Source organism: Mesotoga sp. UBA5557 (assembly GCF_002425715.1).
GTDB lineage: Bacteria > Thermotogota > Thermotogae > Petrotogales > Kosmotogaceae > Mesotoga.
Genome location: NZ_DIMV01000076.1, coordinates 1 through 26841, shown reverse-complemented (window position 1 = coordinate 26841; position 26841 = coordinate 1). Strand labels below are relative to the sequence as shown.

Annotated in this window: 29 protein-coding genes; 12 read left to right on the top strand and 17 right to left on the bottom strand. The window is 46.8% G+C overall.

Annotated features, from left to right (window positions below; translation table 11 throughout):
• Nucleotides 1-134: 134 nt before the first annotated feature.
• Both B3157_RS10855 and B3157_RS10850 read right to left on the bottom strand, forming a co-directional pair.
• The gene (locus B3157_RS10855) at nucleotides 135-803 is read right to left on the bottom strand and encodes a GNAT family N-acetyltransferase (protein ID WP_292590467.1); all 669 of its coding nucleotides are present in this window, start codon (nucleotides 801-803) and stop codon (nucleotides 135-137) included.
• On the bottom strand, nucleotides 788-1555 hold the full coding sequence (locus tag B3157_RS10850) for a nucleoside phosphorylase (RefSeq protein WP_214060162.1): 768 nt from the start codon (nucleotides 1553-1555) through the stop codon (nucleotides 788-790). Before B3157_RS10850 ends, B3157_RS10855 begins: the two co-directional genes overlap by 16 nt.
• Nucleotides 1556-2023: 468 nt before the next feature.
• Between B3157_RS10850 and B3157_RS10845 the strand changes: the two genes are divergently transcribed.
• The 8 genes from B3157_RS10845 to B3157_RS10810 all read left to right on the top strand — a co-directional run bounded on the left by B3157_RS10845 (nucleotide 2024) and on the right by B3157_RS10810 (nucleotide 8600).
• Nucleotides 2024-2446: a hypothetical protein gene (locus tag B3157_RS10845; RefSeq protein ID WP_292590465.1), complete on the top strand. Its 423-nt coding sequence runs from the start codon at nucleotides 2024-2026 to the stop codon at nucleotides 2444-2446.
• A gap of 65 nt (nucleotides 2447-2511) precedes the next feature.
• Nucleotides 2512-3318 (top strand): IclR family transcriptional regulator, encoded by an 807-nt coding sequence (locus B3157_RS10840; RefSeq protein WP_133117344.1) that lies wholly within the window; start codon nucleotides 2512-2514, stop codon nucleotides 3316-3318.
• A gap of 275 nt (nucleotides 3319-3593) precedes the next feature.
• A complete protein-coding gene (locus B3157_RS10835; RefSeq protein ID WP_099830509.1) occupies nucleotides 3594-4379 on the top strand; it encodes an ABC transporter substrate-binding protein in 786 nt (261 codons plus the stop codon).
• 76 nt (nucleotides 4380-4455) lie between these two features.
• On the top strand, nucleotides 4456-5187 hold the full coding sequence (locus B3157_RS10830) for an amino acid ABC transporter ATP-binding protein (protein ID WP_146739751.1): 732 nt from the start codon (nucleotides 4456-4458) through the stop codon (nucleotides 5185-5187).
• A gap of 8 nt (nucleotides 5188-5195) precedes the next feature.
• A complete protein-coding gene (locus B3157_RS10825; RefSeq protein ID WP_292590461.1) occupies nucleotides 5196-5888 on the top strand; it encodes an amino acid ABC transporter permease in 693 nt (230 codons plus the stop codon).
• A complete protein-coding gene (locus tag B3157_RS10820) occupies nucleotides 5885-6532 on the top strand; it encodes an amino acid ABC transporter permease (protein WP_292590460.1) in 648 nt (215 codons plus the stop codon). The genes B3157_RS10825 and B3157_RS10820 overlap by 4 nt, the downstream gene beginning before the upstream one ends.
• Nucleotides 6529-7695, top strand: a complete 1167-nt coding sequence (locus tag B3157_RS10815) for a pyridoxal phosphate-dependent aminotransferase (protein WP_292590458.1) — start codon at nucleotides 6529-6531, stop codon at nucleotides 7693-7695. The genes B3157_RS10820 and B3157_RS10815 overlap by 4 nt, the downstream gene beginning before the upstream one ends.
• Nucleotides 7689-8600, top strand: a complete 912-nt coding sequence (locus B3157_RS10810; protein ID WP_292590457.1) for a dihydrodipicolinate synthase family protein — start codon at nucleotides 7689-7691, stop codon at nucleotides 8598-8600. The genes B3157_RS10815 and B3157_RS10810 overlap by 7 nt, the downstream gene beginning before the upstream one ends.
• 53 nt (nucleotides 8601-8653) lie before the next feature.
• Here the strand turns inward: B3157_RS10810 and B3157_RS10805 are convergent, their stop codons facing one another.
• The 11 genes from B3157_RS10805 to B3157_RS10755 form a co-directional block, all read right to left on the bottom strand.
• A complete protein-coding gene (locus tag B3157_RS10805; protein ID WP_292590455.1) occupies nucleotides 8654-9310 on the bottom strand; it encodes a class II glutamine amidotransferase in 657 nt (218 codons plus the stop codon).
• A gap of 11 nt (nucleotides 9311-9321) precedes the next feature.
• Nucleotides 9322-9900: a pyridoxal 5'-phosphate synthase glutaminase subunit PdxT gene (gene pdxT, locus B3157_RS10800; RefSeq protein WP_099830504.1), complete on the bottom strand. Its 579-nt coding sequence runs from the start codon at nucleotides 9898-9900 to the stop codon at nucleotides 9322-9324.
• A 3-nt stretch (nucleotides 9901-9903) separates the two neighbouring features.
• Nucleotides 9904-10782 carry a pyridoxal 5'-phosphate synthase lyase subunit PdxS gene (gene pdxS, locus B3157_RS10795; RefSeq protein WP_292590452.1) on the bottom strand — a complete coding sequence of 293 codons (879 nt, stop codon included), beginning with the start codon at nucleotides 10780-10782 and terminating at the stop codon, nucleotides 9904-9906.
• Nucleotides 10783-10784: 2 nt separating this feature from the next.
• Nucleotides 10785-12050, bottom strand: coding sequence for a nicotinate phosphoribosyltransferase (locus B3157_RS10790; RefSeq protein WP_165775396.1), 1266 nt, complete (start codon nucleotides 12048-12050; stop codon nucleotides 10785-10787).
• Between the two features lie 227 nt (nucleotides 12051-12277).
• Entirely contained in the window at nucleotides 12278-13243 is a 966-nt protein-coding gene (locus B3157_RS10785; RefSeq protein WP_102819255.1) for a hypothetical protein, read from the bottom strand.
• Between the two features lie 23 nt (nucleotides 13244-13266).
• Nucleotides 13267-14337 (bottom strand): DUF4097 family beta strand repeat-containing protein, encoded by a 1071-nt coding sequence (locus B3157_RS10780; RefSeq protein ID WP_292590450.1) that lies wholly within the window; start codon nucleotides 14335-14337, stop codon nucleotides 13267-13269.
• Between the two features lie 6 nt (nucleotides 14338-14343).
• A complete protein-coding gene (locus tag B3157_RS10775; protein WP_102819253.1) occupies nucleotides 14344-14706 on the bottom strand; it encodes an SHOCT-like domain-containing protein in 363 nt (120 codons plus the stop codon).
• 9 nt (nucleotides 14707-14715) lie between these two features.
• Nucleotides 14716-15090: a DUF2089 domain-containing protein gene (locus B3157_RS10770; RefSeq protein WP_006489399.1), complete on the bottom strand. Its 375-nt coding sequence runs from the start codon at nucleotides 15088-15090 to the stop codon at nucleotides 14716-14718.
• A 321-nt stretch (nucleotides 15091-15411) separates the two neighbouring features.
• Entirely contained in the window at nucleotides 15412-16104 is a 693-nt protein-coding gene (trhA, locus tag B3157_RS10765; protein ID WP_214061346.1) for a PAQR family membrane homeostasis protein TrhA, read from the bottom strand.
• A gap of 322 nt (nucleotides 16105-16426) precedes the next feature.
• Nucleotides 16427-17461, bottom strand: coding sequence for a 4-hydroxythreonine-4-phosphate dehydrogenase PdxA (gene pdxA / locus B3157_RS10760; protein ID WP_292590443.1), 1035 nt, complete (start codon nucleotides 17459-17461; stop codon nucleotides 16427-16429).
• Nucleotides 17462-17495: 34 nt separating this feature from the next.
• Nucleotides 17496-17804: a cytoplasmic protein gene (locus B3157_RS10755; RefSeq protein WP_099830497.1), complete on the bottom strand. Its 309-nt coding sequence runs from the start codon at nucleotides 17802-17804 to the stop codon at nucleotides 17496-17498.
• A 508-nt stretch (nucleotides 17805-18312) separates the two neighbouring features.
• Between B3157_RS10755 and B3157_RS10750 the strand changes: the two genes are divergently transcribed.
• The 4 genes from B3157_RS10750 to B3157_RS10735 all read left to right on the top strand — a co-directional run bounded on the left by B3157_RS10750 (nucleotide 18313) and on the right by B3157_RS10735 (nucleotide 22532).
• Entirely contained in the window at nucleotides 18313-19551 is a 1239-nt protein-coding gene (locus B3157_RS10750; protein WP_099830496.1) for an ABC transporter substrate-binding protein, read from the top strand.
• 61 nt (nucleotides 19552-19612) lie between these two features.
• On the top strand, nucleotides 19613-20515 hold the full coding sequence (locus B3157_RS10745) for a carbohydrate ABC transporter permease (protein WP_099830495.1): 903 nt from the start codon (nucleotides 19613-19615) through the stop codon (nucleotides 20513-20515).
• Between the two features lie 3 nt (nucleotides 20516-20518).
• A complete protein-coding gene (locus B3157_RS10740) occupies nucleotides 20519-21346 on the top strand; it encodes a carbohydrate ABC transporter permease (protein ID WP_099830494.1) in 828 nt (275 codons plus the stop codon).
• A 10-nt stretch (nucleotides 21347-21356) separates the two neighbouring features.
• Nucleotides 21357-22532, top strand: coding sequence for an exo-beta-N-acetylmuramidase NamZ family protein (locus B3157_RS10735; protein ID WP_292590439.1), 1176 nt, complete (start codon nucleotides 21357-21359; stop codon nucleotides 22530-22532).
• Here the strand turns inward: B3157_RS10735 and B3157_RS10730 are convergent.
• The 4 genes from B3157_RS10730 to nagZ are packed head-to-tail and all read right to left on the bottom strand — an operon-like array spanning nucleotide 22519 to nucleotide 26552.
• Nucleotides 22519-23385, bottom strand: a complete 867-nt coding sequence (locus B3157_RS10730) for a BadF/BadG/BcrA/BcrD ATPase family protein (protein WP_214061343.1) — start codon at nucleotides 23383-23385, stop codon at nucleotides 22519-22521. The two genes, B3157_RS10735 and B3157_RS10730, sit on opposite strands and share 14 nt — an antisense overlap.
• Complete coding sequence (locus B3157_RS10725; RefSeq protein WP_214061342.1) at nucleotides 23382-24107, bottom strand: GntR family transcriptional regulator; 726 nt, start codon at nucleotides 24105-24107, stop codon at nucleotides 23382-23384. The genes B3157_RS10730 and B3157_RS10725 overlap by 4 nt, the downstream gene beginning before the upstream one ends.
• Nucleotides 24104-25012, bottom strand: coding sequence for an N-acetylmuramic acid 6-phosphate etherase (murQ, locus tag B3157_RS10720; protein WP_099830490.1), 909 nt, complete (start codon nucleotides 25010-25012; stop codon nucleotides 24104-24106). Before murQ ends, B3157_RS10725 begins: the two co-directional genes overlap by 4 nt.
• A 1-nt stretch (nucleotide 25013) precedes the next feature.
• A complete protein-coding gene (gene nagZ, locus B3157_RS10715) occupies nucleotides 25014-26552 on the bottom strand; it encodes a beta-N-acetylhexosaminidase (RefSeq protein WP_214079508.1) in 1539 nt (512 codons plus the stop codon).
• Nucleotides 26553-26841 lie beyond the last annotated feature (289 nt).

Sequence of the window (26841 nt, the reverse complement as noted above, 5' to 3'; positions counted from 1 at the left end):
TCCTGCCGAAGGCAGCCTTGCGTCCACTGATGCTCCTCAGTGCATTGCGTCGGCCGATGTTCTTCGACGCCTTGCTTACCAGAGCTTCTCCGGGCAGTGGCTCTTCCCAGCGTTCGGCTGATCCCTGCCACTCTTCACGAAATTGGTCTGACCATACTCCACGATCTGAGTTCGGGCGAGATTTCGATTTCCTTCGCAACGTAGAACCCAAAGGATTCATAGAAACCTAAGTTTGAAGGATTCTGCGTTTCAAGATAACAGGGAAGACCTTTTGAGTCTGCTTCATGCGCAAGAAGGCTAAGAAGTTGTTTGCCGATACCCCTCCCCTGAGAAGCTGGCGAAACAGCAATGAAAATCAGGTGAAGGTGATGTTCCTTTATGCATTCCTTGTGAACCCTCGAAATCGCCCTACCGACCTTCATAAGGCGATTTAGTGATCTTCCAGGAAATGTCAGCATCTTCAAGGCTCCGCTCCTTATCCAGACGCCAAGGCCCGGATCTTCTTTAGAGTCAATCCAGAGAATTATTCCGTTCATCTCGGATGAATCAAAGTACGCGGATCCTTTCTCCAGATAAGTCTTGAACATTACTCCATAGATCCTATTTACGTACTTTCTTACTTTCTCACTTAATACGTATTTGATCATCGGGTCATTAGCAAATGCTTCGGCAAGTAGTTCTATTGCCCTTCCGTGTTTTTTCGAGGAAACCTTAATCGGTTCGACCATACCATCACCCACTCTCAACATTCCACTCTGTGAAGCGAAGGAATATACTACCGACGGAGTTATAATCTCAGGCAACACTCGAGAGCTGCCCAGAATACACGCTCTTTGTGATTCGAAGCCTCGGGATGAAATCGTCTGTCCCACTCTTCTCCGCTCACATCGTCTCCGGACGAAAGGAGCTGGCCAAAGGCCACATTTCTGAACTTAGAGACGGCCATGAGGGCCGAAGCCTCCATCTCGACTGTTATGCACCCTTCGTCAATTCTTCTGCTGACTATCTGCTTAGTCTCCCTGTAGAAGGCATCGGTTGTCCAGGTCTTTCCCTTTACATAAGGTATAGACAGCCTTCTCAATGTAGATTCGATCATCTCGATCACACTCTTATCGACTGAAATCTCTCTTGAGGGCTCCACGTAATGGAATGAGGTCCCCTCATCCCTGACTGCCGATTCCACTACGATGATCTCTCCTCTCGGAATTTCTCTCTTCAACACTCCGCAGGAACCGCAGGCTACTGTCTTTCTTACTCCCAGGGCGATCAGCTCTTCATAGAAGCCCGCAGCGGATGGCGCTCCAAGTCCTGGATTCAACAGGGCTAACCTTTCTCCTTTGTGTTCGATCTCGTAGACGGGGAACAATCCTACCTCACTTCTCCTGTCAACGATCTTCTTCAGAAGACCCTTCTTCAAGAGACTCTCTATCACGCCTTGATAGAAGAGAATCACAGCTCTTTCGGGCATCTCAGGTATCGAGGAGATGACCTTCGTCGGTTCTATGACGGCCGGTCTTTCATAATCATGTTCCAGAATAGGTAAACGCTTCTCCATATACGCCCCCCTCTGCGACTATTCTAGCAGCGAAGAAGAGATCGACAGTCGCCGAATGACCTGACACTTTTGTAACCGGAAGCTTTATAATTGTAATCAGTATAAACGAGGTGAAATCGTGAAGACTAGGTTCGCACTGATAGTGGTTCTTCTTATCGCAGTTATTTATCGGCAGGATTACTGAACAACCCCGAGAACAGGTTCAAACTCGAGCTTGATTACGAGATCGGCTTCACGGGAGTGATCTTCCACACCATTCAGTTCGGTCAGACTGGAACAGTTCTGAACTATGTGAAGGACTGCGGGCAGGACGTTCTATTTCCGTATCAAAGGTACACCGCCGGACTGAGTATCGGCAAACACACGGTTCACTTTCTGTACCAGCCGCTCACCGTTCAGTCCAAGGTTCAGCTTAAGAACAACTAGATAGTCGATGGAGTCACCTTCCCCGCCGGAAGCGGAATCCTCTTGAACTACGGCTTCCCGTTCTACAGGGTAAGCTACACCTACGATGTCTTGAGAAAGGGCAACAGCTATCTTGGCCTCGGTCTCTCACTTCAGTTGAGAAATGCCGATATCTACTTCGAGTCTCTCGACGGGACTAAGTTCGTTGACAACAAGAATTTCGGCCCCGTTCCGATTATCAAATTGAAGGGAGCCTACTGGCTGAACGAAAAAACTTACCTCGCTACCGATATCGACGGTTTCTATGCCTCAAGCAAGTTCTTTAACGGAGCGGATTTCGACTTCGAGGGATCGGTTCTGGGCGCTTCTCTGAAAGCCGGCCTAAAGGGCCGGCCTTTTTTTTATGTGGTACTCGATCTTAAGTTAAATTGTGGCTTCAGAAAAGACTCAATCTCGATCTGTATCCGTTCAGTAGTTCAGTCTTAATTGATGGTTGCCTCATCATACTAGCTCACCCGTATTCGAAATGTAATTTAACAAGAGATTTGCTATTGAAAGCATTTTCTGATATTCTATTATCAACATCATTGATCGGAGTCAACACTATGGAACACTTCAAAGCATTCAGAAAAGTGGACGAGATTTTCGAGCTGTTCTTTGAGCAAAGCAAATGGAGGCTTACCGACATAGTGGCCAAGCTAGGTTATCCCAAAGCAACTGTGCATCATATTTTGTCTGCAATGACTGAACTTGACTACCTTACAAAAGACAAGAGCTTCTACATGCTCGGAAACAGGATCCTTCAACTGAGTGGTCTCATGCGGAGGAATCTCGAATTCAGAGAAGTGGCTTTGCCGTACCTTGAGGAACTAAGGAACGAAATAAATGAGACGATTCATCTCACATCTCTGTTCAGAGATCAAGTAATTTATCTCGAATGTCTGCACCCAACGCATGCTCTGCGCCCCCATTCGACCGTAGGAGTTACTGCATCTATGTATTGTACAGGCGTGGGGAAGGCCCTGCTCGCATTTCAGCCGGATTCTTACATAGACGGATATCTCGAGAGAGTGACTCTTGCGAGAAGAACGAAGAACACCATAACAGATAAGGAACAGCTCAGAAAGGAAATACAATGGATAAGAGAGCACGGATATGCGTACGACAGAATAGAACAGGAAGAAAGCATAAAGTGCATTGCCGCACCCATACTGGACAATCACGGAGTCGCGAAGTATGCCGTCAGTATTGCCGGGCCTTCTAATAGAATGACCGACGAAGCAATTGAAAGATATAAGGAACCCTTTTTGAAGACAATAGAAAAGCTGAACAAGCTGTTTATCGATTTCGAGACGTGAAGACTCGAAGAAGTTTGATTCTGCATTACTTCTAGGAATAACTCCCTTCTTTCAAGATCACCCCGCAGGAGAGAGATTGCTTCTGTTTAACAGTCATAATCAACCCAGATACTTCCCAGACGTTCATAAATGGTTTTGGAGATAACTCAACCGATTTGGTAAATTTAGATGTAGTTACCACATTGTTGAATGTTGTTCCATATTATTGAACTATTCAAACCATTTCCAATGCGTACTTTTTTAAGACGCAATCCATTCGTGAAAGGGGAATTGAGATGAAAAAACTGTTTGTTTTGATCGTTGTAGCCTGTATGTTTGTTTCGTTTGGTCTTGCAGCTACAACACTGGAAAACGTAGTTAAGAGCGGAAAGTTAACCGTTGCAACTGATATGACTGCAGTACCGATGCAGTACAGGGACGCATCAGGGAAGCCGACTGGGTTTACCGTTGAGTTGATGGAACTTGCTGCAAGAGAAATGGGTGTTGAACTGGTCTGGCAAGACGTGGCATGGGAAAGTCTTATTCCGTCATTGCTCTCAGGAAAAGTAGATATGATAGCAGCAAACATGTCCATGACTCTAACAAGGATGAAGTCGATAAGATTCTCCGATCCTTTCTTCCTGACAGGAATTGTCGCGATTGCTAGAAAAGACTCTCCTCTGGAGAGCTGGAGAGATCTGGCCGATCCTTCAGTCAAAATGGGTGCGACAATGGGTTCTGTTCACGCAGACTTCATTGAAGATGAATGGGGCAAAAAGGCGTCTCTATACGACAATCTTGCCGAATGGATGACTGATATCAAGTTGGGTAGAATCGACTCGGTTATGGACGACGAAATGATCTGTATTGAGTTAGTTAACAAGAACCCAGATCTGAAGATCCTTGATGGGTATGTGAGACCCGACACTTATGGACTCGCTTTCAGGCAGGACAAGGATTCCGACTCACTGGTTGAATGGTTCAACTGGTTCCTCAAGTGGGAGAAGCTGACTGGCGAGTACGGAAAGATCTACGAGAAGTACGTAGGCAAAGCCTGGGAACCTTCTTTCATTATTGACTAAGCCTGGAGAGTAGTTAATTCAAGACGAGATGGGGGCTAGCCCCCATTTCATTTTAGGAGTCGAAAGGGGAATTCTAATGGAACCAATTGTTCGAATCCGGGGTCTCAACAAATCCTTCGGAAAACTGCACGTTCTAAAAGACATCGAGCTAGATGTATTCGAAAGCGATGTACTGGTTCTTTGTGGACCGAGCGGTGCTGGGAAAAGCACCCTTCTTCGCTGCATAAACATGCTTGAAAACTTTCATGAGGGATCGATCGAAGTTCTCGGAAAAGACATTAAGCAGGCGAGAGCCAATTTGAGTTTTGTTAGAAAGAACACTGGAATGGTTTTTCAGCATTTCAACCTATTCCCTCACATTTCAGTAGTAGACAATGTTGCCCTGGCACCCATACTCGTAAAGAAGGTGCCCAAGGATGAAGCTCTTGAAAAAGCCAGGAAACTACTTGATCAAGTCGGATTATCTGCTAAGTACGATGCCTTTCCTCCTCAGCTTTCAGGAGGGCAAAAGCAGAGAGTTGCGATAGCGCGAGCTTTGGCAATGGATCCTAAACTAATGCTTTTTGATGAACCAACGTCAGCACTGGATCCAGAGATGATCAAGGAAGTACTGGATGTCATGACTAACCTGGCACGCGGAGGAATGACGATGATCATTGTCAGCCATGAGATGGGTTTTGCGCGTCAGGTTGCCAACAAAATCGGTTTCCTGGATGACGGGAAGATAGTCGAGCTCACCCCTAAGGATGAGTTCTTCAACAATCCCAGGAGTGACAGAACCAAGGAATTCCTGAGTAAGATACTTTAGGTGATATCATGCTTGACATGAGAATGATCTCACAGTATCTCCCTGACTTTTTTGAGGCCTTATTGGAAACATTGAAGGTAGCGGCCCTGAGCGGTGTCTTTTCGCTTCTAATAGGAACAGTGGTAGGAATACTATCAACAATGAAATCGAAGTTCGCCATTATTCCCGTAGGAATATACACTGGATTCATCAGGTCGACGCCTCTGCTTGTGCAGTTGTACTTCGTCCACTATGGCCTTCCAATTACCGGTCTGATGTTAACTTCCTTTCAGAGCGCCATAGTTGCGTTTTCTCTGAACAGCGGCGCCTATATATCTGAGATAGTACGTGGCGGTCTCAACTCAATTGACAGAGGACAGACAGAAGCCTCAAAGGCTCTCGGTTTGTCGTGGTTCCAGACGATGCGAAAGATAATCTTGCCACAAGTTTTTAGAAGTATTCTGCCACCACTGATCAGCCAATTCTCGTATTTGATAAAAGACACAAGTCTTGCGGCAGTTCTTGTTATCCCCGAGCTTACTTATACTGCTCGAAAGATTGCCGCGAGAACCTATATGCCATTCGAATCATTCGGTGTACCGATGCTTATGTACTTTGGAATATATCTGATTCTTGCTCTTTTAAGCGGTATTATAAGCAGAAATCAGAAGTCGGGACAATCGGATGCGAAGCGATGGTTCGGTTTTAAGAAGGTGGTATGATGCAAGACATATCTTTATTGCAGCAAATATTCAGACTCGGAGTTGCCTTCCTCAATAACCTGGCTTTCCTTCCATTCGTTCTGGGTATCGGTATAGTGCTGGGAATTGCGATCGCCCTGATTCGCTTCCATCGAATCCCCGTTGCATCGCAACTTCTAGCCATTGTTGTCGAGATAATCAGGGGATCGCCCTTCTTGATAATCGTCTATGCTATCTACTTTGCGCTGCCGTACGTTGGAATTGAATTGGGCGCGTTTCAGACGGGAATAGTCGTTCTTTCAGTTACGGCAACGGCATATCTTTCAGAGGTCTTCAGAAGCGGTCTTATGTCTCTAGATAAAGGGCAGTTTGAAGCGGCCGAAGCTCTTGGAATGAACTACTTTCAAAAACTGATGCATGTAGTTTTGCCTCAGATCATAAAGAGTACCATGCCGTCAATTGTCGGCCAGATAGTAATGACAATAAAGGACACTTCGATTGTCTCACTCGTCGGAATGGTTGAGATCGTAAGAACCTCCAGACAGATAATGCAGTTGACTCTAAGTCCTTTTACGGCATTCAGTATTGTGTCTGTGTTCTTCATACTTGTGTGCTATCCGCTCATTGTAGTATCTAAAAAACTAGAGGGAGGGAGAAACAGATGAAGTTTCAGCTCGAGTCTTCAAAGCTTGAGTTTTTTAGGCCCGATGCGTTCGGATTTATCAATGGCCTGAAGAAAGAACCACCAAAGCAGAAAATGATCAACCTTTCAATAGGTGCCCCGAACAGGCCCACCCCAAAATGGATAGTGGAGGTAATGAAGGAGAACCTGTCGAATCCTGCCTACCACACTTATCCGCCGCAGCATGGTGCTCCTGAACTATTGGAAGGTGTTGCAGACTGGTACAAGAAACGCTTCGGAGTAACTGTCAAGCCCGAAGAGAACGTGCTCGTTACGGTGGGAATCAAAGAGGCGATTTTCAATGCGCTTCATGCTTTGGTAAACGCAGGCGATTCGATCCTTGTTCCCGATCCTGGTTATCCAACCTATTTCGAAGCTGTTCTTTTCACCGGCGGGAAGCTTATCACTTACGATGGAGATGTTGATCCTATGGCTACTCTCGGCGAGATCGAGAGTCTTGCAGTGTTGCACAAGCCGAAAATGGTAATCGTCAATTACCCCTCAAATCCCACCGGCCGAGTGGCGAGCAAAGAGTATTATGAGAGGCTCTCCAAGCTTTCGTGTAAATACGGTTTTGTTGTGATGAGCGATCTCGCTTACTCGGAAATCGCCTTTGACGGTCTGGAAGTGAACAGTTACTTCGAAGCACAACAGAATCTGGAACTTGGGCTGGAGTACTTCGCCTTCTCAAAGACCTATAACATGGCCGGATGGAGAGTTGGGGCGATAGTGGCCGAGAAACGTCTTCTGGACGCAGTGAAACTTTACAAATCGAAGATCGACTCAAATGTCTTTTACCCTATACAGCTCGCCGCTGCGGCAGCTTTGAAGTCTACCCCCGATTCCTATTATCGTGAGCTCAGAGGAATATATCAGGGCAGGCGGGATGCGATTATTGAAGGTCTAAAGGCGTCGGGATTGACTTTCACCGCTCCACAGGGGGCGATGTATGTATGGGTTTCCACTCCGGAAGGCACTGATCCCTGGAGTTTCACGGAAAAGCTCTACAGAGAGTACGGCATTCTTGTTGTTCCCGGAACCGCTTATGGTGCTAACGGTTCTAGGAAGGTTAGAATGGGCCTGGTACAGGAGCTTGAAGTAATGAAAGAGGCGGCCAGAAGATTGGCAGAAGGGAGATCATGGTGAGAAGATTACTTGAAGGGGTCGGTGTAGCTCCGCTGACTCCGATGAATGATGATGGTTCCTGTGTTGACTACAATGCAATAAAGTCTTATGTAGACTTCCTGGCTGAGAAAGGTGTCGACGGAATGTTTGTGCTCGGCACGACCGGTGAGGGGACGTCCCTCCCATTGGCGGAAAGAAAGAAGACTCTAGAGTCGTTCCTCGAGGCAAACAAAGGGAGAATGACGGTTGTTTCTCATTGTGGAGCTGCAGTGCTTGAAGATATTATCGAACTGCTAAAACACTCAAAGGAATGTGGAGCAGATGCGGCAGCAGTAGTTTCGCCTTTCTTTTTCAACCACAAGCAGGAGGAGCTCTTCAGTTTCTACGACAAGATAGCGGAAGCTGTTAGCGACTTTCCTCTGTACATTTACAACATTCCCTCTCTAACAAAAAACCCGGTTAGTGTCGATGTAATTGCCAGACTCCACGAAAAACATAAGAATATAGTCGGTTTGAAAGACAGCAGCGGCGATTTCGTAAATTCGTTGACCGTGATTCAGGCTCTGCCGTCGACGTTCAGTACGGTCGTTGGATGCGATGCGGCTTTCGTATCCGTTCTAATCGCCGGAGCCAGAGGCTGTGTTTCAGGCCCCGGAGCAGTCTTTCCGGAATTCTTCGTCAAGGTCCGCGATGCAGTGAAAGATGGTGACTTTGACAAGGCATTTGATTATCAGAAGGCTTTGACAAAGCTGACGATGGCAGTGGGAAACGGTGCGAATATTCCATACATGAAACATGTTCTAGAAAGAAGGGGTTTGAAAATGGGAGGAGTCAAGACACCTCTGAAAAACCTCACAGATGCGGATATAGAATTACTTGACAATAATCTTGTTGCTGTTATGCATAAGATAGGCATTGATTTCTAGCTCTCTCAACAAAAGAAGCGCCTGGAGATCCTCCAGGCGCCTTAAATCATTTATCACAATATGACAGATTCGCCGTTCTTTATCTCTGTGGAGCTCCCCTGCAAAGCTCCGAATTTTTCTATGGGTTCGCTTGCCACTATTCTTACTCCATCCCTCTCATAGAGGAACAGGGCGTGTTCCGTGTCATCTCTCTCGGAATTCTGTCTTATGGCCCATACGTTCTCATAGTCAGTAAGAAAAGCGTTAATGGATGTGTACTTATAGTTGGCAGCCACGAAGCCCGATGTGATTTCTAGAGCTGTCTTCGGCTCATGCCGCTCAAGATTACCGACGAGTATTTCGAAGTATCTCTGGGTATCTGTAGTTCCTTCGTCGCTTGCAAAATCATAAATCGTACCGTTGTGACAGAAGGCGTAATTCCTTCCCCTAACGGTTGCATAGAAGGGATGCACATGCTCTAGATTGACTGTGTATCCCTTCGATGCCTTTCTAGAGTGAATTATGCCCACTCTGCAAATCGGCATCTTCACATCACTCTCAAAGATCGCGCCCGAGCTATTGAATGTCTCTCTTCCTTCGCCGCGCACTGCATAACCCCAGCCGTCTCCGTGAGGACTTGAGATTCCCTTCTCGGAGATGCTGCTTAGAAGGGCGAATATCCAGCTTGTGTCGATGTCTTCAACTGCTTTGAAGGCCAGCATTCTGCACATTTTTCATTCCTCTATTTGACTGACTCTGCTATCTCGAGAAAATACTTGTGAATTCTCAGATCATCTGTCAGTTCGGGATGAAAGGAAGCGGCTATCACTCTGTTCTGCCTAACAAGTACAGGCGAGCCATCGTAGCTTGCAAGAACTGCCACTTCTCTTCCTGTCGATTCAATCTTCGGAGCCCTTATGAATACAGCTCTAAACGGTTCCGCACCGATCTCATCTATCTGGATATCGGCCTCGAAACTGTTGATCTGTCTTCCGTATCCATTCCTTTTCACACTAATATCCAGAGCGCTTAAAGAGTCCTGATTAGAGACGTTTTCAATAGCCTTCGAGAGGAGAATCATGCCCGCGCAAGTAGCGAAGGCAGGCATTCCGCTCTTCAACCTCTCCTTAAGAAGCTCCCACATCTCAAATCTCTTCAGGAGTCTGATCATCGTGGTAGATTCGCCACCAGGCATAACCAGTGCTTTGACGGAAGATAGCTCCTTTGAATCCTTCACCCAAATAGCTTCCGCCCCCGCACTATTCAGAGCCAAAAGATGTTCCTGAATTGCACCCTGAATTCCGAGAACTCCTATTTTCAACTCTTACCAGCCTCTTTCTTCCATCCGGACTTCGAGAGTCCCGATCTCGAGACCGTCCATGGCATCCCCAACGTCTTCAGAGATTTCGGCTAGCTTTTCGGGGCTATCATAGTGCAGAACTGCTTCCACTATTGCCTTAGCCATTCTTGCAGGGTCTTTGGATTTGAAGACTCCCGAGCCGACAAAGACTCCATCGCAGCCGAGCATCATCATGAGCGCAGCGTCAGCCGGCGTGGCTACTCCTCCTGCGGCGAAATTGACGACGGGAAGCCTTCCCAGTTCTCTTACCTGACTGAGGATTTCGACAGGCGCACCGATCTCCTTTCCGTAGTGGACGAGCTCGGCATCATTCATCATCTGAACCTTTCTGACTTCTTCATTGACCGTTCTCATGTGCTTGACGGCTTCGATGATATTACCGGTACCGGCCTCTCCTTTTGTACGAATCATCGCGGCTCCCTCTGCGATTCTCCTAACCGCCTCGCCGAGATTTCTGGCTCCACAGACGAAGGGAACGGTGAATATCCGCTTGTCTATGTGATATCTGTCATCAGCCGGTGTAAGGACTTCAGATTCATCTATGAAGTCAACTCCGATGGCTTCAAGGATCTTCGCTTCGGCGATATGGCCGATCCTTGCCTTAGCCATGACTGGAATCGTAACGGAATCCATTATCTCTTTGATAAGGCCAATTTTGGCCATCCGGGCTACTCCGCCTTCTTTTCTTATATCTGCCGGTACTCTCTCAAGAGCCATTACTGCCGTGGCGCCGGCATCCTGAGCTATCTTTGCCTGCTCGGGATTCGTGACGTCCATGATTACGCCGTTCTTGAACATTTCAGCGAACCCTTTTTTCACTGTCCAGGTTCCCTTTGCTTCCATTTTCAACACCTCTCCTCTTTATCGTTGTTCCAATAGTTGCTCTCTACTCTTTCCAATCCTGGAGCATCTTTCTTCCCTCTTCCGACTTTTGCGCAGGGTTTTCCTTCGACCTCCACGATATCTGCCGTGAAGTCCAGCTTGTTTTTCAGTAGAGACGAACCAACTCCGTAAACATCTGCTGGAACATTGAGCTTTTCGAAGAGATCTATCTTCTCCGCCGTGAAACCGCCCGAGACGACTATCTTCAAATCTTTCATTCCGCACCTGTCGAATTCCCTTCTAGCCCTCCAGACCAGTTCGGGACAGACTCCCAGGGAGGAAGCGTCTTTCGGGACGACCGAAACGTCTCTCAAACTGCCAGACGTATCGAATCTCACGCCCCATATCTTTCCCTTTCCCGGACCTATAACAACCGAAGGGTCGGTCTTGCCAGGTACGAAATCCTCACCGGTCTCGGCCTTGTAAGTGCGGGCAACGCAATCGACCGAAGTTCCGATTACGTCGTTGTCCCAATCGACCAAGATTATTCGATTGACTCCGCCCTCTATGTAACGATCGAAAGCCATTGCGGCCTCGGCCGTATCGCCTTTATATACTGCGATAAGCGCGTGAGGTATCGTCCCCATGCTCTCAACGCCCCAGTAATCTGCATTCGCATCGGTAGAGACTCCGAAGGCCCCGGCCTTGAGCGCCGCGTATCCGTCCGTTGCCTGAGTCCAGAAATGATCGAATCGCGCGCTGAAGAAGAGTATCTCCTTGCCTCTGGCGGCCTTCACGACGGACTTGACGGCAGTCGCAGTTGAGGAGGCTCTCGCAATAACACCCAGCAATATGGTTTCGAGATACGAGAAATATCTGGGGTCGCCTTCTATCGTCATAACAGGTTCCATATCCTTTGCTTCATCACCATCATACAAGGCGCGAACTTCGAGTTCTGGCCATTTGTCAACCCAGAGATCATTCAGCTTCATCTTCAGATCCCATTTTCGAGCGGTCAGCTCCACCAGTCCATGCCGATTCATCTCCCAGGCTGCGTGGTTGACTTCCTTCTCAATCTCTAATACCTCTTCGAAGAGCCTCTTCGCCTCTTCTTCATTCGAGTAATAACCGGTCCCAAAACGAAGAATGGCGAGCGCTTCGTCAATTCCCACTATTGTCGCGTCTCTTCTCGGGAAGAGCTGGTATAATACCCTTGATTTCTTATCTGCCTTTTTGAGGACTTCGACAAGTCTCGTGAAGTATTTGTCAGAATAGTATCCGGCTCTCATCTTGTCAATCGGTACTTTGAAGACCCTCGGGTCGATTCTGCACTTATCCACGGAACGCCCCCTGTCTCTACCCTCATTCGCGAACGAAAATTCCGGAGAAATATATCCGGTACCCTGATTATATAATAATAAGTCACTTTCGGCTCGCGACCGCTGCTGATCCCCATGAATCAGACAAGTCCAAAAAGAAACCGGCCACAAGGCCGGTTCCCAAGACGTTATCTGCTCTATATCCAGTCTATCGATATCTTTGACATATCCGATTTCACATTGATCTGACAGGTCGTTACTGCCTTATCTATGTTGGTCGAGACATAGCCCTTTTCTCTCTCCATAAGATTGTTGAAATTGCTCCAGTTCAACTCTCCTTCGTGAAGAATGCTTAAAGCAACGTCTTTGGGAGCCCTTATATTCAGAGAAGTCACTTCACAATCTATATCCACAATCGAGTCTCTCAGTTGGGAGGGGATTATAGACAATCTGGAGAGCGATGTCTTGATTGTAGCCCTATCCAGATTGAGATTCGAAAAATCAAGAACTGTATCGGCTCCATCAAGCGTAGCCTCGACCCTTACAACCGGCTCCGAATTGACTTCGATGTTCATTCTCGACTTTGACAAGACACTTGAAACACCGGACTTCGCTTTGCACCTCGCCCTTACAATGCCCTTTCCCTTATCCATATCGTATTTCAGATCCCCGTTAAAGCTCATTCTATCGAAACTTACGTTTGCATCAACTCCGTTGGATGTGTTGTCCATAAGCAGCACCTTCGTAAGGTTAGCATCCAGTTCAATATCTAGTTCGTCGAATTCTTTGGGTCTTGACATATTGAGAATCTGTCTGGTCGAGCTCGGCGCCTTTCCAAGCTTGAAACTCTTCTTGAAAAGCGTCACTACACCCCATCCCACTATGTAAGATCCAATCATGGCTACAATGAGTTCCCAGAAACCCCATCCTCTGAACCCTTTGATAATATTCCAGCCTATCAGAAGGTCAATAACGAGAATTCCTCCGAATATCAAACTACCCATATGTTCCGACTTAAATCTTCTAAACACCTTAAGCCCATGATAGATGAAGACAATGGCAAAGAAGATTTCAATTGTGAAGGCAAAGCTCGGTATTATATGGGTTACCGAAAGAATGATCAGTATTCCCAGGAAAATCGCAAATAGTGCTCCAAATCTCATCTCTTATCACCCTCTTCCTTTAGTCAGGTCGATTTCGGTTTTTCAGGTGCCTCTGGCTCTTCGGAAGACTCTTCGCTTTCAGCATCTTCCTCTGTCATTACTACATCTACTGAGTCTTTAAGCTTCTTAAGCTCCTCGTCGACTTCTAGCATCTCTTCAATCTCCTTTTCGGAGTATCCAAGTATTCCCAGCATCTCGACAGCATACTCTTTCGTAAGTTTCCCTTCTTTGAAAAGCAGAAGTATCTTCTTGGTCTCCTGATCCTGGAGATTCTCTTCCACGGTCGCTCGATCGGATCTTCGCTCTTCCGAAACCTTTGGTGCCGTCTCAACCTTGACTTCTTTGGCAGGCGTTCCCCTGTACTTGGCATTTATAATGAGATCTCCCGACACGCTGCTCATTTTCAGATATTCCTGTGGCTCTCCGTTTCCCGACCTGTAATGCTTCTTGTCTACTTTAACAAGTCCTACGTCAGAGGAGACATCACCGCTTACCGATGAGATAGTGGCATCAAATCTTGGCTCATCGGAATAAGAGATAATTGCATCCCCGCTTACCGTAGAAACACTTGTGTCTCTTTCCATCGGAGGAAGCCCCTTTATGTTCAGATCGCCAGAAACTGAGCCGAATTTACCCCTTCGGTAGTTCGAAGCGACGAATGTCAAGTCTCCGCTTACTGTGCTGAAATTGAACTCGTTCATCGAACAGTTCTCTATCTTGACATCACCGCTGACGTTGTTTATCTTAAGGCCTCTAAGATCAAAATCAGTAATACTTATGTCGCCGGAAGCGTTGTTTACATCAAGTTCCTGGATGCTTCTTGGCACCAGAAGCCTTATATTATTGACATCCGCTCCGCCGTCAAAGAGATTCTTTATAAAAGGAATATTGATGTTAGTACCCTTCTGGAATCTTATCGTAAGCTTCTTTCCTGACCTTTCGGCTTCGGGAACATAATCGTTCGAATCCACTTCGACGTACGCAATCACATTTCCCTCTTCAACAAGGTCGATCTGAAGATCCGCGCTAGCCGAGGTTGTCTTCAAAATCTCAATACCCGAGCTGTCGAATTCAAACTTTTTCTCCACGACCATACCTCCTCAATCCTCTACCTTTATCGTTACTCTCTTGTCCTCGGTTTCAATTTCAACCGACTCTCTAGTCTTGATTACCTCTTCAAGCACTTCCTTGAGATTGTAGTCTACCACTCTTCCACCGATTCTAAAATTCGCGTCTTTTTCTTTAACGAAGTTTCCTACAAACCTTGCCAACCTAACGGGTAACTTAATATTTGCTTCCACTTTTCCAGTGAAGTTATCCACAACCTCTATGGTGAATTTCCCTCCTGACTTCACTTCTTCATATGATTCAAAGAACTCCTCTAGCAAGTCCCTGCCCTGCTCGGGAGAAACCTTTCCATCGGCAACGAGCTTCAGGATCTTTAAGACTTCTTCTCTATCCACTTTGATCACCTACTTCTTTTTTCTGACTTTTCTTAACATCTCAAGGGCTTCATCTGGCTGTAGTTCTCCGGATTCAAGTCTTTCAAGGATTCTTGAAGCCTCCTCCCTATCTTTGTCGACAACCTGGTAGCCCATTGCCCTAACAATATCCTCGAGTCTGTTTCTAGCCGTCGGATAGGAAATATCCAGTTCCTTCTGAACCTCGGATAGATTGCCTCTATTCTTGATGAAAGTCTTCAGGTAGTCGAGCTGCTCGGCAGATAGCTTCATGATATCGTCAAGCTCAAATCTTCCCCTAATCGTTGTGCCACAACTATCACACTTGTACTCTGTGATCGTCATCTTCCCTCCACAGACGGGACAGTTGCTAATTGAGTATTTCATCGGTCCACCTCCAAAACATAAGTTGAACAAATATCACCTTCAACTGAGTTCATTATACAACTTCCGACTCAAAAAGTCAAACTATAACTTAAATATATTTAGATCCACTTCAATTTATTGTATTAGACTTCAATTAATTCAAGATAAGAGTTGAGTCCGTTTCGTTTATTAACTTTCGTAAGCGTTATCTGAAGGGATGGCGAAAGACATATGAGCCTCAATTTCCAATAAAAGCCTCATTCCCTTGGAACTAAGACTTCGACATTAATCGACACTCATATTTTCGATTACTTACGAAGAACTATTGCTGTTCCAAATGAATTAGTATGGAAGTACATAGAAAAACATCATCATGAGAAAGGTGAGATTACCGAGCATGACCAGAATATGCCAGAGTTCATGGTTTCCGAATTTCCCTGGAAATGGGTTCGGTTTCTCCCTTATGAAAATCACTGCGCCAACCGTATAGAAGGCGCCGCCGAGAAGCAGCAACAGGATGGCAGAAAGCCCCAACCTTATATACACACTGTAAACCAGCGCAAGCGAGAGCCAGCCCATTGAGAGGTATCCCGCCATTGATAACCAAAGGGGCATCGTGGAAAAGAATACCGACTTCAGCACGACGTTAAGGATGGCAAGACTCCATATTATCACGAAGACCGTCCAGCCAACCCAACCGCCGACGACAACGAGACAGAAAGGCGTATAGGTGCCGGCGATGAGAAAGTATATCGCAGTGTGGTCGAGGATAGCGAAGACCTTGAAATACTTTCTAAACCACAAGAAAAAGTGAAGGAGTCCGCTAAAGGTCATTGAGACGACTACGGTTGTCCCGTATATCGCGAAGCTTACAAGATGTAACCATTTACCCTGAATAGCAGAGAAGACTATCAAGAACACCAGCCCGACAAGTCCGAGAACCGCTGCCACTATATGACTAATCGCATTGAATCCTTCATTTGAGTTCTCGCTCGTAACCATGGGGTCGAGTTTTCGGCCTTCTATTGTGCTCACGAAGCTTCCTTTCTGGAAAAGTATTTGATCATCTATTATAGCCCAGCCCGCGCTTCGCGACAAAGAGGAAGTATTCAGCATCAGTACTCTGTAACGGTGCATCGAAATGGAAACTACTCGATAAAGAGAACAGTAAAGGGAGACTCTCTGCCATTTAATGGACGAGAGAGAAAGGCGTGAAATTTGAGATAATAGAAACAATGAGATCAATCCAGGGATATTTCAGGAAGGTGAGAGGAGCGTGCCTTCCGGAGCTGTGCCCTATTAATCCTCCGGGAGCCGCATCATAGTTGAAGAAGTCTTTTGAGGTTATCGGCGGCTCTTATGAATAGCGGGCAGCGGCCTTAACGGCTTCGATCAAATTCGTGGGATCGGCAATTCCCCTTCCCGCAATGTCGAAGGCCGTTCCGTGATCTACGGAAGTCCTCAGAATTGGCATTCCAAGGGTAATCGATACGGTCCTATCGAAATCCAGTGTCTTCGTTGCTATGTGGCCCTGGTCATGGTACATAGAGAGAACTGCAGAAAATGCGCCTCTTCTTGCCATAGAGAAGATCGAGTCTGCCCCTATCGGTCCGAGGACATCAATCCCTTTCTGCCTTGCTAGCTCAACAGCGGGAATAATTTCATCGAGTTCCTCGCGCCCGAAGAGCCCACCTTCTCCGCCATGTGGGTTCAAGGCTGCAACACCAATCGGCCTTCGCTGCTCGATGTCCAGCTGCTTAAGGGCTGCGTCACATCTAACTATATAATCGAATATTCTGTCTCTCTTCACTATGCGACAGGCCTCCATAAGTGAAACGTGTCTGGAAAGAAAGAAGACTCGTAGCTCACCGGCTATTTCAAACATCGTCAGCGGGTCTCTCGCCCCCAATAGCGAGCCCAGAATCTCGGTATGTCCTGCAAAGGGAACTCCTGCAGCCTTGATGGACATTTTGTTAATCGGTGCAGTCGTAATCGCAGAAATCTTTCCCTTTTGCGCCAGTTCCGCAGCCTTCTCGAGGTATTCATAGGCGGCCCTTCCGCATCCACCGCAGATCTTTCCGTAATCGGGTAGGTCATCAGCATTCCCCATGTCAATCAACGAGATATTGCCTGAAGTTGATTCCATCTCTTCATTTAGGCCCTCAACCAGAGTTATGTCAAGCGACAGCTTGTTTCTGTAGATCTCTCGCTGAATGATCTTGCGGTCCCCAATAACAACCGGCCTGCAGATCTCGAAGATTTCCCCGTGTGCTATAGCTTTACAGACGATCTCGGGGCCGATGCCTGCGGGATCGCCAATAGTTATCGCTATCAAAGGTTTTCCAGAAAGCCTTTCCGGTAGAACCGGCTTTTCCATAGGTTTCAGAAGCAATACTAACCCCCGTGCATTGTAGACGCGTTCGTTTCTATCCCTCTCCGAATATCTCTGTCCTTATTCTTGTCATGTACCAGTTGAGAATGTCAACACAGATCTCGGCTGCCAGTCTATTCTTCTCTGAAGCGGCAAAAGAGAGCTTTGCACCCAATGAGGAGATGAGATCGAAACCGCAACAGCTGCCCTCATTCTTCATGAATTCGGCGATTTTCCCCATTCTTTCGAAATCATCGGCAACAATTGCTTCTTTGAGGGATTCAACGTCACCATGCCTTCTTATCAAGAAGCTGTCAACAGCACCCTCCATACTTGCTTCAATCGTAACCGTCACTCTCTCCATCAGTCGCCTCCGGCAGAAAATAATCTAGTAACTCTTTCCAATATCCGCGGTCCTGTCAGAACCATATAACGATTCTATATGATTATCCTGATATTATGAAGTCTTGTTTTCACCTGAACTATGTGCTTACCGATAGAGCAGTCGAAAACGCCAAACTTGCTCTTCAAACTTCCTCCAAACGCTCACGATCTGTTCGTCCTTTCGTAGTCAATGTTTAGGTAATAGAGAACAACGAAAGTAATTACACCCATCTTCTTTCATTGAGGAATGCCTAACGCCAATTTTTAGCATTGAGCTCCAATGATCGTGCCTGTTCAATGCTAATTACTGTTTTTTTCGCTTAGACATATATTGTATAATCATACTAACAATATCATTCGCCGATCCGGGATGTCCCTCTTGCTGACAAGACAGAATGGTTTATCTATGCGTTGTATGTGTCACTCAATAGATTCACGATAGCATAACAAGTAATGTGTTCTCACTTTAATTTGTTAGGAGGCGAAAGATGAAGAAATTCTTGCTAGTCGCTTTAATTGCGATTCTCGTAGTTAGTGCGTTTGCCGGTAAGGTAACGATCTGGAGCTGGCGGACACAAGATGCTCAGGTCTGGAGAGATGTTGAGGCCGCACTCAGGAGTCAGGGACTCAACATAACGATCGAATTCACAGCCTTTGCTCCGACGGAATACGATTCAAAGGTAGCTCTCGCTCTGCAGACCGGTGAAGGTCCAGATATTGTCTACTCCAGAAGACTTCCTGGAGGAAGAACTCAGGTTCTAATTGAAAACGGGCTCTATCTTCCGATCGGTGATTTCACGGACATGTCGAACTTCCCTCAGGCTTCGCTGAACTCCGTTACATGGGAAGACGAAGTTTATGGAGTTCCTTTCGCAGTTCAGGTGGTCGGAATATTCTACAACAAGGACTACTACGACCAGTTCGGACTTGAAGAACCTGAAACCTGGGACGAACTAATCGCTAATGCTGAAGTGTTCAAGAAGAACGGTATCACCCCATTCTTCCTTTACGGAAAGGAAGCCTGGGCGCTGGCAATGCAGCATGCGATGTGTGGCGTCAGCATTCTGGGACCAGACTGGATAAAGGCGCTCACTGATGGCGAAACGAACTTCCTGGATCCAAAGTTCACCGACCTCAACAAGAAACTTAACGACCTCAAAGTTTACTATCAGGATGGATTCATGGGTAATTCGACCGTAGATCAGGATGCCGCTTTCGCATTTGGACAGGCTGCAATGGTGTTCTACGGAGCATGGGGCTACCAGACATGGAAGGATCTCAATCCCGATCTAAATGTCGGCTACTTCATGGTTCCTCCGGAGACAAAAGACCAGACACCTTACGCCTACACATATCTCGATGGAGCGATCGCTTTGACATCAAACGTCAAGAATCTCGAGGACTCAAAAGAGATCATCAAATTCTGTGCCACTCCTGAATTCGGTACGATATTCGCCGGAATCACTTACAATATTCCTGCCGTTGTTGGCGCAGAAATCCCGCCTGATCCTCTTCTAGAAGAGGTTCTTGATGTTTACAACAACAACGCCTCTCCATGGGTTTACTGGGTAGGCTCTGTATTCACAACACAGAAACCTTCTCTCTATGATGACGTTCTTAGCCCAGGAATGCAAGCTCTTTACGCAGGGCAGCTTACTCCCGAAGGACTCTCTCAGATGGCTCAGGACGCTATTTCTCAGTGGTACCCGCCTTTGATGAACAAGTAATCAGTTAATTCTTCTCTTCCCCGCCAGCCAGCGGGGAAGAGTTCATTGAGGAGAAACGAAGATGCAGATTAAACTTAGATACCTTCTTGTTTTCATCTTACCTGCCCTGATTCTGTACTCTATGTTCATAATATACCCACTGATCGACAGCCTCATACTGAGCTTTTTCAGCTGGTCTGGTGTAGGGCCGAGGACCTTCGTCGGTTTAAAGAACTTCCGTACGCTTTTTACCGGAAGCTTTTCCAAAGAACTGTTCAATGCATTCTCACATAACGTTTATTTCTTCATCATGCTTGTAATCTTTGAGCTGGGACTCGGATTCCTTATTGCACTTATGCTGGCAAGCAAGATAAAGGGAGCCGGAGTGTTCAGAGTGGTCACATACATTCCGAATATGATACCTCTGGTTCTTGTGGGATTCATGTGGGTGCTCTTCCTGAATCCTCAAGCAGGCCTTGTTAACCAGCTTCTAAAACTTGTAGGGCTTGGAAGATTCGCACAGCCGTGGCTGGGTCAGGCAAGTACGGCTCTCACGACGATTATTCTGGTGAATGTTTGGCGAAATCTTGGGTTCTATGTACTCGTTATTCTCGCTGCGATACTTGATATATCGCCTGAATTGATAGAGGCCGCTTACATTGATGGTGCCAACAACTGGAAGATTACGTGGAGAATAATATTCCCTCTGACGTTTTCAACTTTCAGAACGCTAGCAATTCTCATTTTCATATGGAGTTTCAATATATTCGACATGGTATACGCTCTTGTGGGCGTACAGGCTGGTCCTTACAGAACTACTGACGTTCTCGGGACTCTCTTCTACAGGACGGCTTTCGGAGGACTTGGCAGCGGGGCAGTCGACATGGGACTGGGAGCTTCGGTAACAGTCTTCATCTTCACCATAGTTATGCCCGTCTCGATTCTGTATGTATACATTGTCGAGAAGAGACAAAGGAGTGCTTGAAACATGCTGAAGCTAAGTCTTTTCGGAAAGATAATCGTCTACTTCCTTCTGGCCGTCTACTGCCTGGTCATACTTGTTCCTTTTTTCATGATGATTTTGAACTCTCTCAAGTCGATGAGGGAGATCTATCTTCAACCCTTCTCCTTTCCGTCAAAGGTTATGTTCGAGAACTATTCAAAGGCCTGGCAACAGGCCGGTATAGGGACGGGCTACAAAAACAGTCTGATTGTTGCCGGAACCTCGGTAATTGGAATTGTTATAGTATCCTCTATGTTCGCCTATGCAATTTCTAAGTATACCTTCAAGGGAAGAAGATTTCTCTTCATTTACTCGATGCTAGGTCTGGCCTTTCCGGCGAGGCTCGCAATAATCCCCATATTCATACTACTGAGAAACTTTCATCTCACGAACTCTCTGCTTGGACTGATTCTAATCTACACCTCCGTAAATATCCCTTTCTCTGTCTTTCTTCTCAAGAATTTCATTGACGGGGTTCCGAATGAGCTTTCTGAAGCAGCCAGAATCGATGGAGCTTCTCCGATGCAGATATACTGGAAGATTGTACTTCCACTGGTCAAACCGGCTCTCTCCATAGTATCGATTGTCAGTTTCGTCAATGTGTGGAACGATTTCTTCTTCCCACTGATCTTCATAACCGACAGATCCAAGGCAACTATAACTCTCGCAGTCTCGATCTTCTTCGGAGAATACGTCAATCAGTGGCACCTCCTCTTCTCGGGCCTTACTCTTGCAGTGGCCCCGACGATAATACTCTTCTTGTTGTTCTCAAGGCAATTCATAACAGGTATGACGCAGGGAGCTATAAAGTGAGGTGTCTGGCGTGAAAGTGAAGCTTGGAATCGACTGTCTTCTGGCTGGAAACCAGCTGAAGAGTAAACGGATCGGTTTGTTAACCAATTCCAGCGGTGTAAATGGAGATTTACGAATCAACGTTGACCTGTTGCTCAGTAACAGATTCAACATCGTGAAGTTGTTCGGTCCCGAACATGGAATCTCGGGAGCCGCGGCAGATGGAGTAAGTGTAGACAATGCGGTCGACCCTAAGTACGGCATCCCAATCTATTCGCTCTTCGGAGATGTCATACGTCCTACAGAAGAAATGCTTTCGGGAATTGACTCCTTTGTTTATGATATCCAGGATGTCGGACTTCGCTTCTATACATACCTCTACTCTCTTGTATATTCGATGGAAGAGTGTGCAAAGCGGGGAATAGAGGTAGTTGTTCTCGATCGACCCAATCCTCTGTCCTGCAAAGTCGTCGGCCCAACAATTAAGAAGAGATTGGACAGCATCGTTGGTGGCTACGGTTTGGCTCTGAGGTACGGTATGACAGTGGGAGAAGTTGCGAAGTACTTCAACAAGGTTTTTGACATCGGCGCAGATCTGATCGTAATCCCCATGGAGAACTACGACAAAGACATGTATTATGATGAGACCGGCCATCTATGGAGTACTCCCTCTCCAAATATACCTTCTCTTGAACATGCGATACTATACTCGGGCTTCTGTCTCTTCGAGGGCACGAACCTATCCATGGGGCGCGGCACTGTTCATCCATTCAAATACATAGGAGCGCCATGGATTGACTCCTCATTGCTTTATAAGGAACTGAAAAAGCATGATCATCCCGGTATTGCCTTCAGAGAGAGGAGTTTCATTCCTGGGGCATTCAAGTTGCACGACCAGTCTTGTAATGGTCTTGAGTTCTATGTTGCCGATAGAAACACCATTAAACCCTTGGAACTTGCTTTAGACATAATCGCCACTCTAATAAGATTGTGGCCAGAGAAATTTGACTGGGATGTGCATTATCACGGGACCAGCATCCCTCTAAACAAGATGTGGGACGGCAGATACCATTTCGACCTGATAATGGGAGAAGAAAGGTATAGAGAAGAGTTGCTGAAGGGAGCAACTTCAGCAGAGCTTTCCCGCTTATGGGAAGGTGAACAGAGAGAGTTTGAGAGTCTGATCGAAGAATTCAGGATCTATTGAGTTTCTCAAATGCCTGTTCTGCAAGGATCTCATCCACGTTCCCCGTGAAGAGTGAGGTCTTGTGGTTGTTTATCATCTCCGAGAATCTCTCGTTATAATAGGCGGAGGCAAATGAGCCGCCAAATGTGTGGATTGTATCGACCTCACCTGTTCTCTCAAGAACGTTGAGAGTCCTTTTTGCCAGTATCTCTATTCCCTCATCTGCAACTCTTTTAGTCAGTTCCGAAGGGTCTTCTAGAGCAACTCTGCTAAATGAGGCGATCTTCGTTTTCATATCAGGCAGAAGCGTAAGATTGACAAGTTCCTCTATGCTCTCCATCTCAAAGAATTCTACAAGCCGATCGAAAACGGGATCGTGAGGAATCAATCCATCTCTATACTTGAGCGCTGCGGTGATCAGCTTCATGGAAATCCAATAGGCGCTTCCCTCGTCATCGAATATGTGTCCCCAGCCGCCAGACTTCACGGCTTCTCCCGCATAGTCATGACCGTAAACAGTAGAACCGGTTCCAGAAACGACAACAACACCTCTTCCTTCGCCGACTGCCGCTCTGTAAAGTCCCTCGATGTCCATAATCACTTCGATGCTAGCTCCTCTGAAAACCGATTCCAGCGCCTGAACGAGCTTTCCTTCGCGAGTTCTGCCCCCCGCACCGGAGAAGGCAGCGACTATCACATCCGGGACCCATATGTCGTCGCGAACTAACGAGAAAATCGATATGAGATTGCTACTGCTGACCGCAGTTATATTAACCCCGGTGCCGTAGTTCTTTCTTATCTTACCTTCACTTGAGATTGCAGTGACTCTAAGATTAGTTCCGCCTCCGTCCATTGCGATGATTTTCTTACTCATTCTACTCTCCTCACAACTTTTAGTCTGTAGCGATCCCCTCTGTAAACAGATCTGACCACTTCCACACATAGATTCTTATTGGTAAATGTCTGTCTCTCTCTAGATATTGCGTAGCTGTCCTCTTTGACTTTTAGATGCTTCGCCTCTTCTCTCGACAACCTGCAAACCTCGATGTTCTCCTGGGCATGATCGAGGACAATGGAAAACTCGTTTTTCAGAATTGCGTAGAGCGATTCTTCACTCATATCCCTATTCACTATGTTGAGAATCCTTATATCTGCCAGCGGATTGAGGTAGGCTCTCTCAATTCCATACGGTTCATCATCGAGATACCTAACTCTTTGGAGCAACACTACCATACCGTCCACGGGAATACCGAATAGCTCTGCTATCTCTACAGGAGGAACGATGAGACCGTCTTTCAATACTATCGACTTCGCTTTACGATTGTCTCTGGCAGCTTCTTCGGTAAATCCTGTGAGGGTACTGATACTTTCCTCGTGTTTTTCTTCGACGATGAAGGTCCCCCGACCTTTAGAAGACTCGATAACGGATTCTCTCTTCAGTTCGTCGAGCGCTCTCCGCAGCGTCAACCTGCTTACCTTGAACTCGCCGCAAAGCTCCTTCTCAGTAGGAAGTTTCTTTGAGTAAACGCCTTTGCCTATTCGCCGTTTAAGCTCTTTGTAGATTCGGTAGTAAACCGGAGCTCCAGCCTCTCTCACTTCACTTCTCCAAGTTCTTTTAGAGCCGAACGCACATGGCCTCTGTTACGCTTCAAAGATTCCTCGCACTGACCCTTCCCGAGCCCCGTCAGTGCCATGAGAATCGCAAGAGGGACCTCCCTGCCGGAGGCATCGAGTATCTTCGCGGACTCTTCATAAGAAAGGTCACTAATTTCCGAGATTATTCTTGTTGCACGATCGACCAGTTTTCGGTTAAGAATCTTCACGCCTATCATGTAGTTTCCGAAAACCCTTCCTACCCTGACCATCGTTATAGTGCTTATCATATTCAGGACCATCTTCTGAGCCGTCCCAGCCTTCAATCTCGTGCTGCCCGTAACTACCTCCGGACCGGTTCGCACGGCAATAGTGACATCTGCTAGCTCCGCAAGGCGAGGATTCCCTACGTTACATATGATTATCGTTCTTGCTCCCTGCTTTCTTGCGTGTCTCAGTATTCCTTCAACGTAAGGTGTCCGGCCCGAAGCCGAAATCCCGATTACAGCATCTCTTTCAGATATAGCGACTTTCTCAGCCTCTTGCTCTCCAAGTTCAACACTGTCTTCGGCGTGCTCCACGGGGTTGGCAAGAGCTTCCTGTCCTCCAGCCATAAGTGTCACGAATAGCTCCTTTGAAACACCGAAAGTCGGAACGACCTCCGCAGCATCCAAGACTCCTAGACGGCCACTGGTGCCTGCCCCTGCATAGACTATTCTTCCTCCCGACTGAAGAGATTCGACGCACAGTTCAACCGCAGAAGCGATTTCTTCGAGGACTTCTCTCACAGAAAGAGGTACCGTTGCATCCTCTTCGTTCATGATCCTCAACATTTCATAAGTCGATAGTTCATCCAAATTCATTGATTTGGGATTCGACCTCTCCGTATCAAGCTTATCAAACTTCATCCTAGACCTCCTGCGGTATCTTGACCGGAAGTTTTCCTTCGGCCACTATCGTACCCTTCAAGACCTTCATGATGCTCTTTTGCGAAACGGCTTCGTAGCCGTAACTTAGAATGCAGTTCTTCACACCGTTCACAAACGCGTCGTATGGGTTTCTCAAAGCGATCACAAGCATCCTTCCCGTTCTCTGCGAAAGCCTAAAGAGTAGCTCCCTTTGACCATTGTGCAGGTGAGCGTTCTCGGTGAAAACCAATTTTATGCCTTTTCCGGGGGCACTAGCTGCTATTCTGGCCGCTTCATCAACGGTGAGATTAGGTGCAAAATCAACTACTGGACTGTCCGTTATTTGTGCGATCTCTCTGGCCACAGCAGGAACCCCTTTCTGGGGACCATCCTCTACCTGGACCAATCTGGAAAGTCTGACCGCGAATATCGCGCTGACATCGCTTACTGGTAGAGGAAGCAGAGACCTGTCATTCAGAATGGCCGTAATTGAATTGTCTGAGATCTCTTGCATCGTCTCAAGGCTTTCCGGTGAACCTATCCCTTCGAGCGATACTCTCGCCGATGAGACAGCCTTCATCCTGAATCTCTCTACTCTGCTCAGCGACTGCTGAAAACGACCTTCAAGCTCGGAAGATCTCTCAATTTCCTTTATCAGAATCTTCTTGACTCTTCTTTGAATTTCCGGTTCATGGCAGTAAGTAAGATAATCCATACCGTTTTTCAGACCCTCTATCGCGGCCTCCTCGGGTTTGAAGTAATTGCTCACTCCGCCCATGCCAAGATCGTCAGCGACCAAGACTCCCCGATACTTCAAGTAATCCCTCGCGAGATCGGTTAGGATCTCTCTAGACATTGAGGCCGGAACGCGCCTAACCTGAAGCTGCGGCATGAATATGTGAGAGGGCATTATAGAATCGGCAGGAACTTCTTTGAACGGCCTCAGTTCTTCAGAATCAAGGGTGCTGAGTGGAACGTCCAGTACCGGCAGATCCAGATGAGCGTCTACGTCCACCCTTCCCTTGCCAGGGAAGTGCTTAAGGCAGCTCATAACACCATTTTCACTCATAGCATCAACAAATGCCCTTGCGTAAGAGATTACCTGCTCCGGAGAATCTCCAAAGCTTCGAACTCCAATTCCAGGGTTTTTTGGATTGCAGTTTACATCAACTACAGGAGCAAGATTCCAGTTGACACCGATAGCTCTCATCTCTCTGGCCATGATACTACCCGCAAGAAAGCAATTCTCAACTCTATTGGTTGCCGCTATTGCCATCGCGCCAGGAGAAACAGAGAAGCCTTCCCTGAGTCTGCTCACAATTCCGCCTTCCTGATCTATAGCTATTGCGGGCTTGTATCCCAGTACTCTCTCAATCTCGTCTACCAGAGCCCTAACCTGAGCTGCATCGACAATGTTTTTCGAAAAGAGAATCACCGCTCCGGGCTTGACTTGTACAAGCGTCTTCTCCGTGTCGCTATCGATTTCCGGTCCGGGAATTCCAATAAGAAACAGCCGTCCAACGGCTTCATCTAGATTCAAATGAAAACTCTCCTTCATTCACTTTCGACAGCTCAATTCTAATTTCTAATTGGTTGTATTGTCAATTGTATATTTGTCTAGTATGAATATACATAATCAATAATACACTTGCTCATCGACCTTAGTTGACTATAGTTCCAGCTAACCAGCCTAGGAAAAACTTGGAGGAAAAACGAAAATGAGATAGCATTGCTGTTGGGAGAACCGTGGTCGGGGGTAGCCGTAGGGGGTTGGTAAGAGCAAGAACAGAAGTGATGCTGCCTCCGGCAGGAAGTGAGGCTCGCTGGCG

Coding starts and splice junctions, on each gene's coding strand:
- B3157_RS10850 (WP_214060162.1), bottom strand. CDS start 1,555: ATGGAGAAGCGTTTACCTATTCTGGAACATGATTATGAAAGACCGGCC.
- B3157_RS10835 (WP_099830509.1), top strand. CDS start 3,594: ATGAAAAAACTGTTTGTTTTGATCGTTGTAGCCTGTATGTTTGTTTCG.
- B3157_RS10830 (WP_146739751.1), top strand. CDS start 4,456: ATGGAACCAATTGTTCGAATCCGGGGTCTCAACAAATCCTTCGGAAAA.
- B3157_RS10825 (WP_292590461.1), top strand. CDS start 5,196: ATGCTTGACATGAGAATGATCTCACAGTATCTCCCTGACTTTTTTGAG.
- B3157_RS10820 (WP_292590460.1), top strand. CDS start 5,885: ATGATGCAAGACATATCTTTATTGCAGCAAATATTCAGACTCGGAGTT.
- B3157_RS10815 (WP_292590458.1), top strand. CDS start 6,529: ATGAAGTTTCAGCTCGAGTCTTCAAAGCTTGAGTTTTTTAGGCCCGAT.
- B3157_RS10810 (WP_292590457.1), top strand. CDS start 7,689: ATGGTGAGAAGATTACTTGAAGGGGTCGGTGTAGCTCCGCTGACTCCG.
- B3157_RS10805 (WP_292590455.1), bottom strand. CDS start 9,310: ATGTGCAGAATGCTGGCCTTCAAAGCAGTTGAAGACATCGACACAAGC.
- pdxS (WP_292590452.1), bottom strand. CDS start 10,782: ATGGAAGCAAAGGGAACCTGGACAGTGAAAAAAGGGTTCGCTGAAATG.
- B3157_RS10790 (WP_165775396.1), bottom strand. CDS start 12,050: ATGAGAGCCGGATACTATTCTGACAAATACTTCACGAGACTTGTCGAA.
- B3157_RS10785 (WP_102819255.1), bottom strand. CDS start 13,243: ATGAGATTTGGAGCACTATTTGCGATTTTCCTGGGAATACTGATCATT.
- B3157_RS10780 (WP_292590450.1), bottom strand. CDS start 14,337: ATGGTCGTGGAGAAAAAGTTTGAATTCGACAGCTCGGGTATTGAGATT.
- B3157_RS10770 (WP_006489399.1), bottom strand. CDS start 15,090: ATGAAATACTCAATTAGCAACTGTCCCGTCTGTGGAGGGAAGATGACG.
- B3157_RS10755 (WP_099830497.1), bottom strand. CDS start 17,804: ATGGAGAGAGTGACGGTTACGATTGAAGCAAGTATGGAGGGTGCTGTT.
- B3157_RS10750 (WP_099830496.1), top strand. CDS start 18,313: ATGAAGAAATTCTTGCTAGTCGCTTTAATTGCGATTCTCGTAGTTAGT.
- B3157_RS10745 (WP_099830495.1), top strand. CDS start 19,613: ATGCAGATTAAACTTAGATACCTTCTTGTTTTCATCTTACCTGCCCTG.
- B3157_RS10740 (WP_099830494.1), top strand. CDS start 20,519: ATGCTGAAGCTAAGTCTTTTCGGAAAGATAATCGTCTACTTCCTTCTG.
- B3157_RS10730 (WP_214061343.1), bottom strand. CDS start 23,385: ATGAGTAAGAAAATCATCGCAATGGACGGAGGCGGAACTAATCTTAGA.
- murQ (WP_099830490.1), bottom strand. CDS start 25,012: ATGAAGTTTGATAAGCTTGATACGGAGAGGTCGAATCCCAAATCAATG.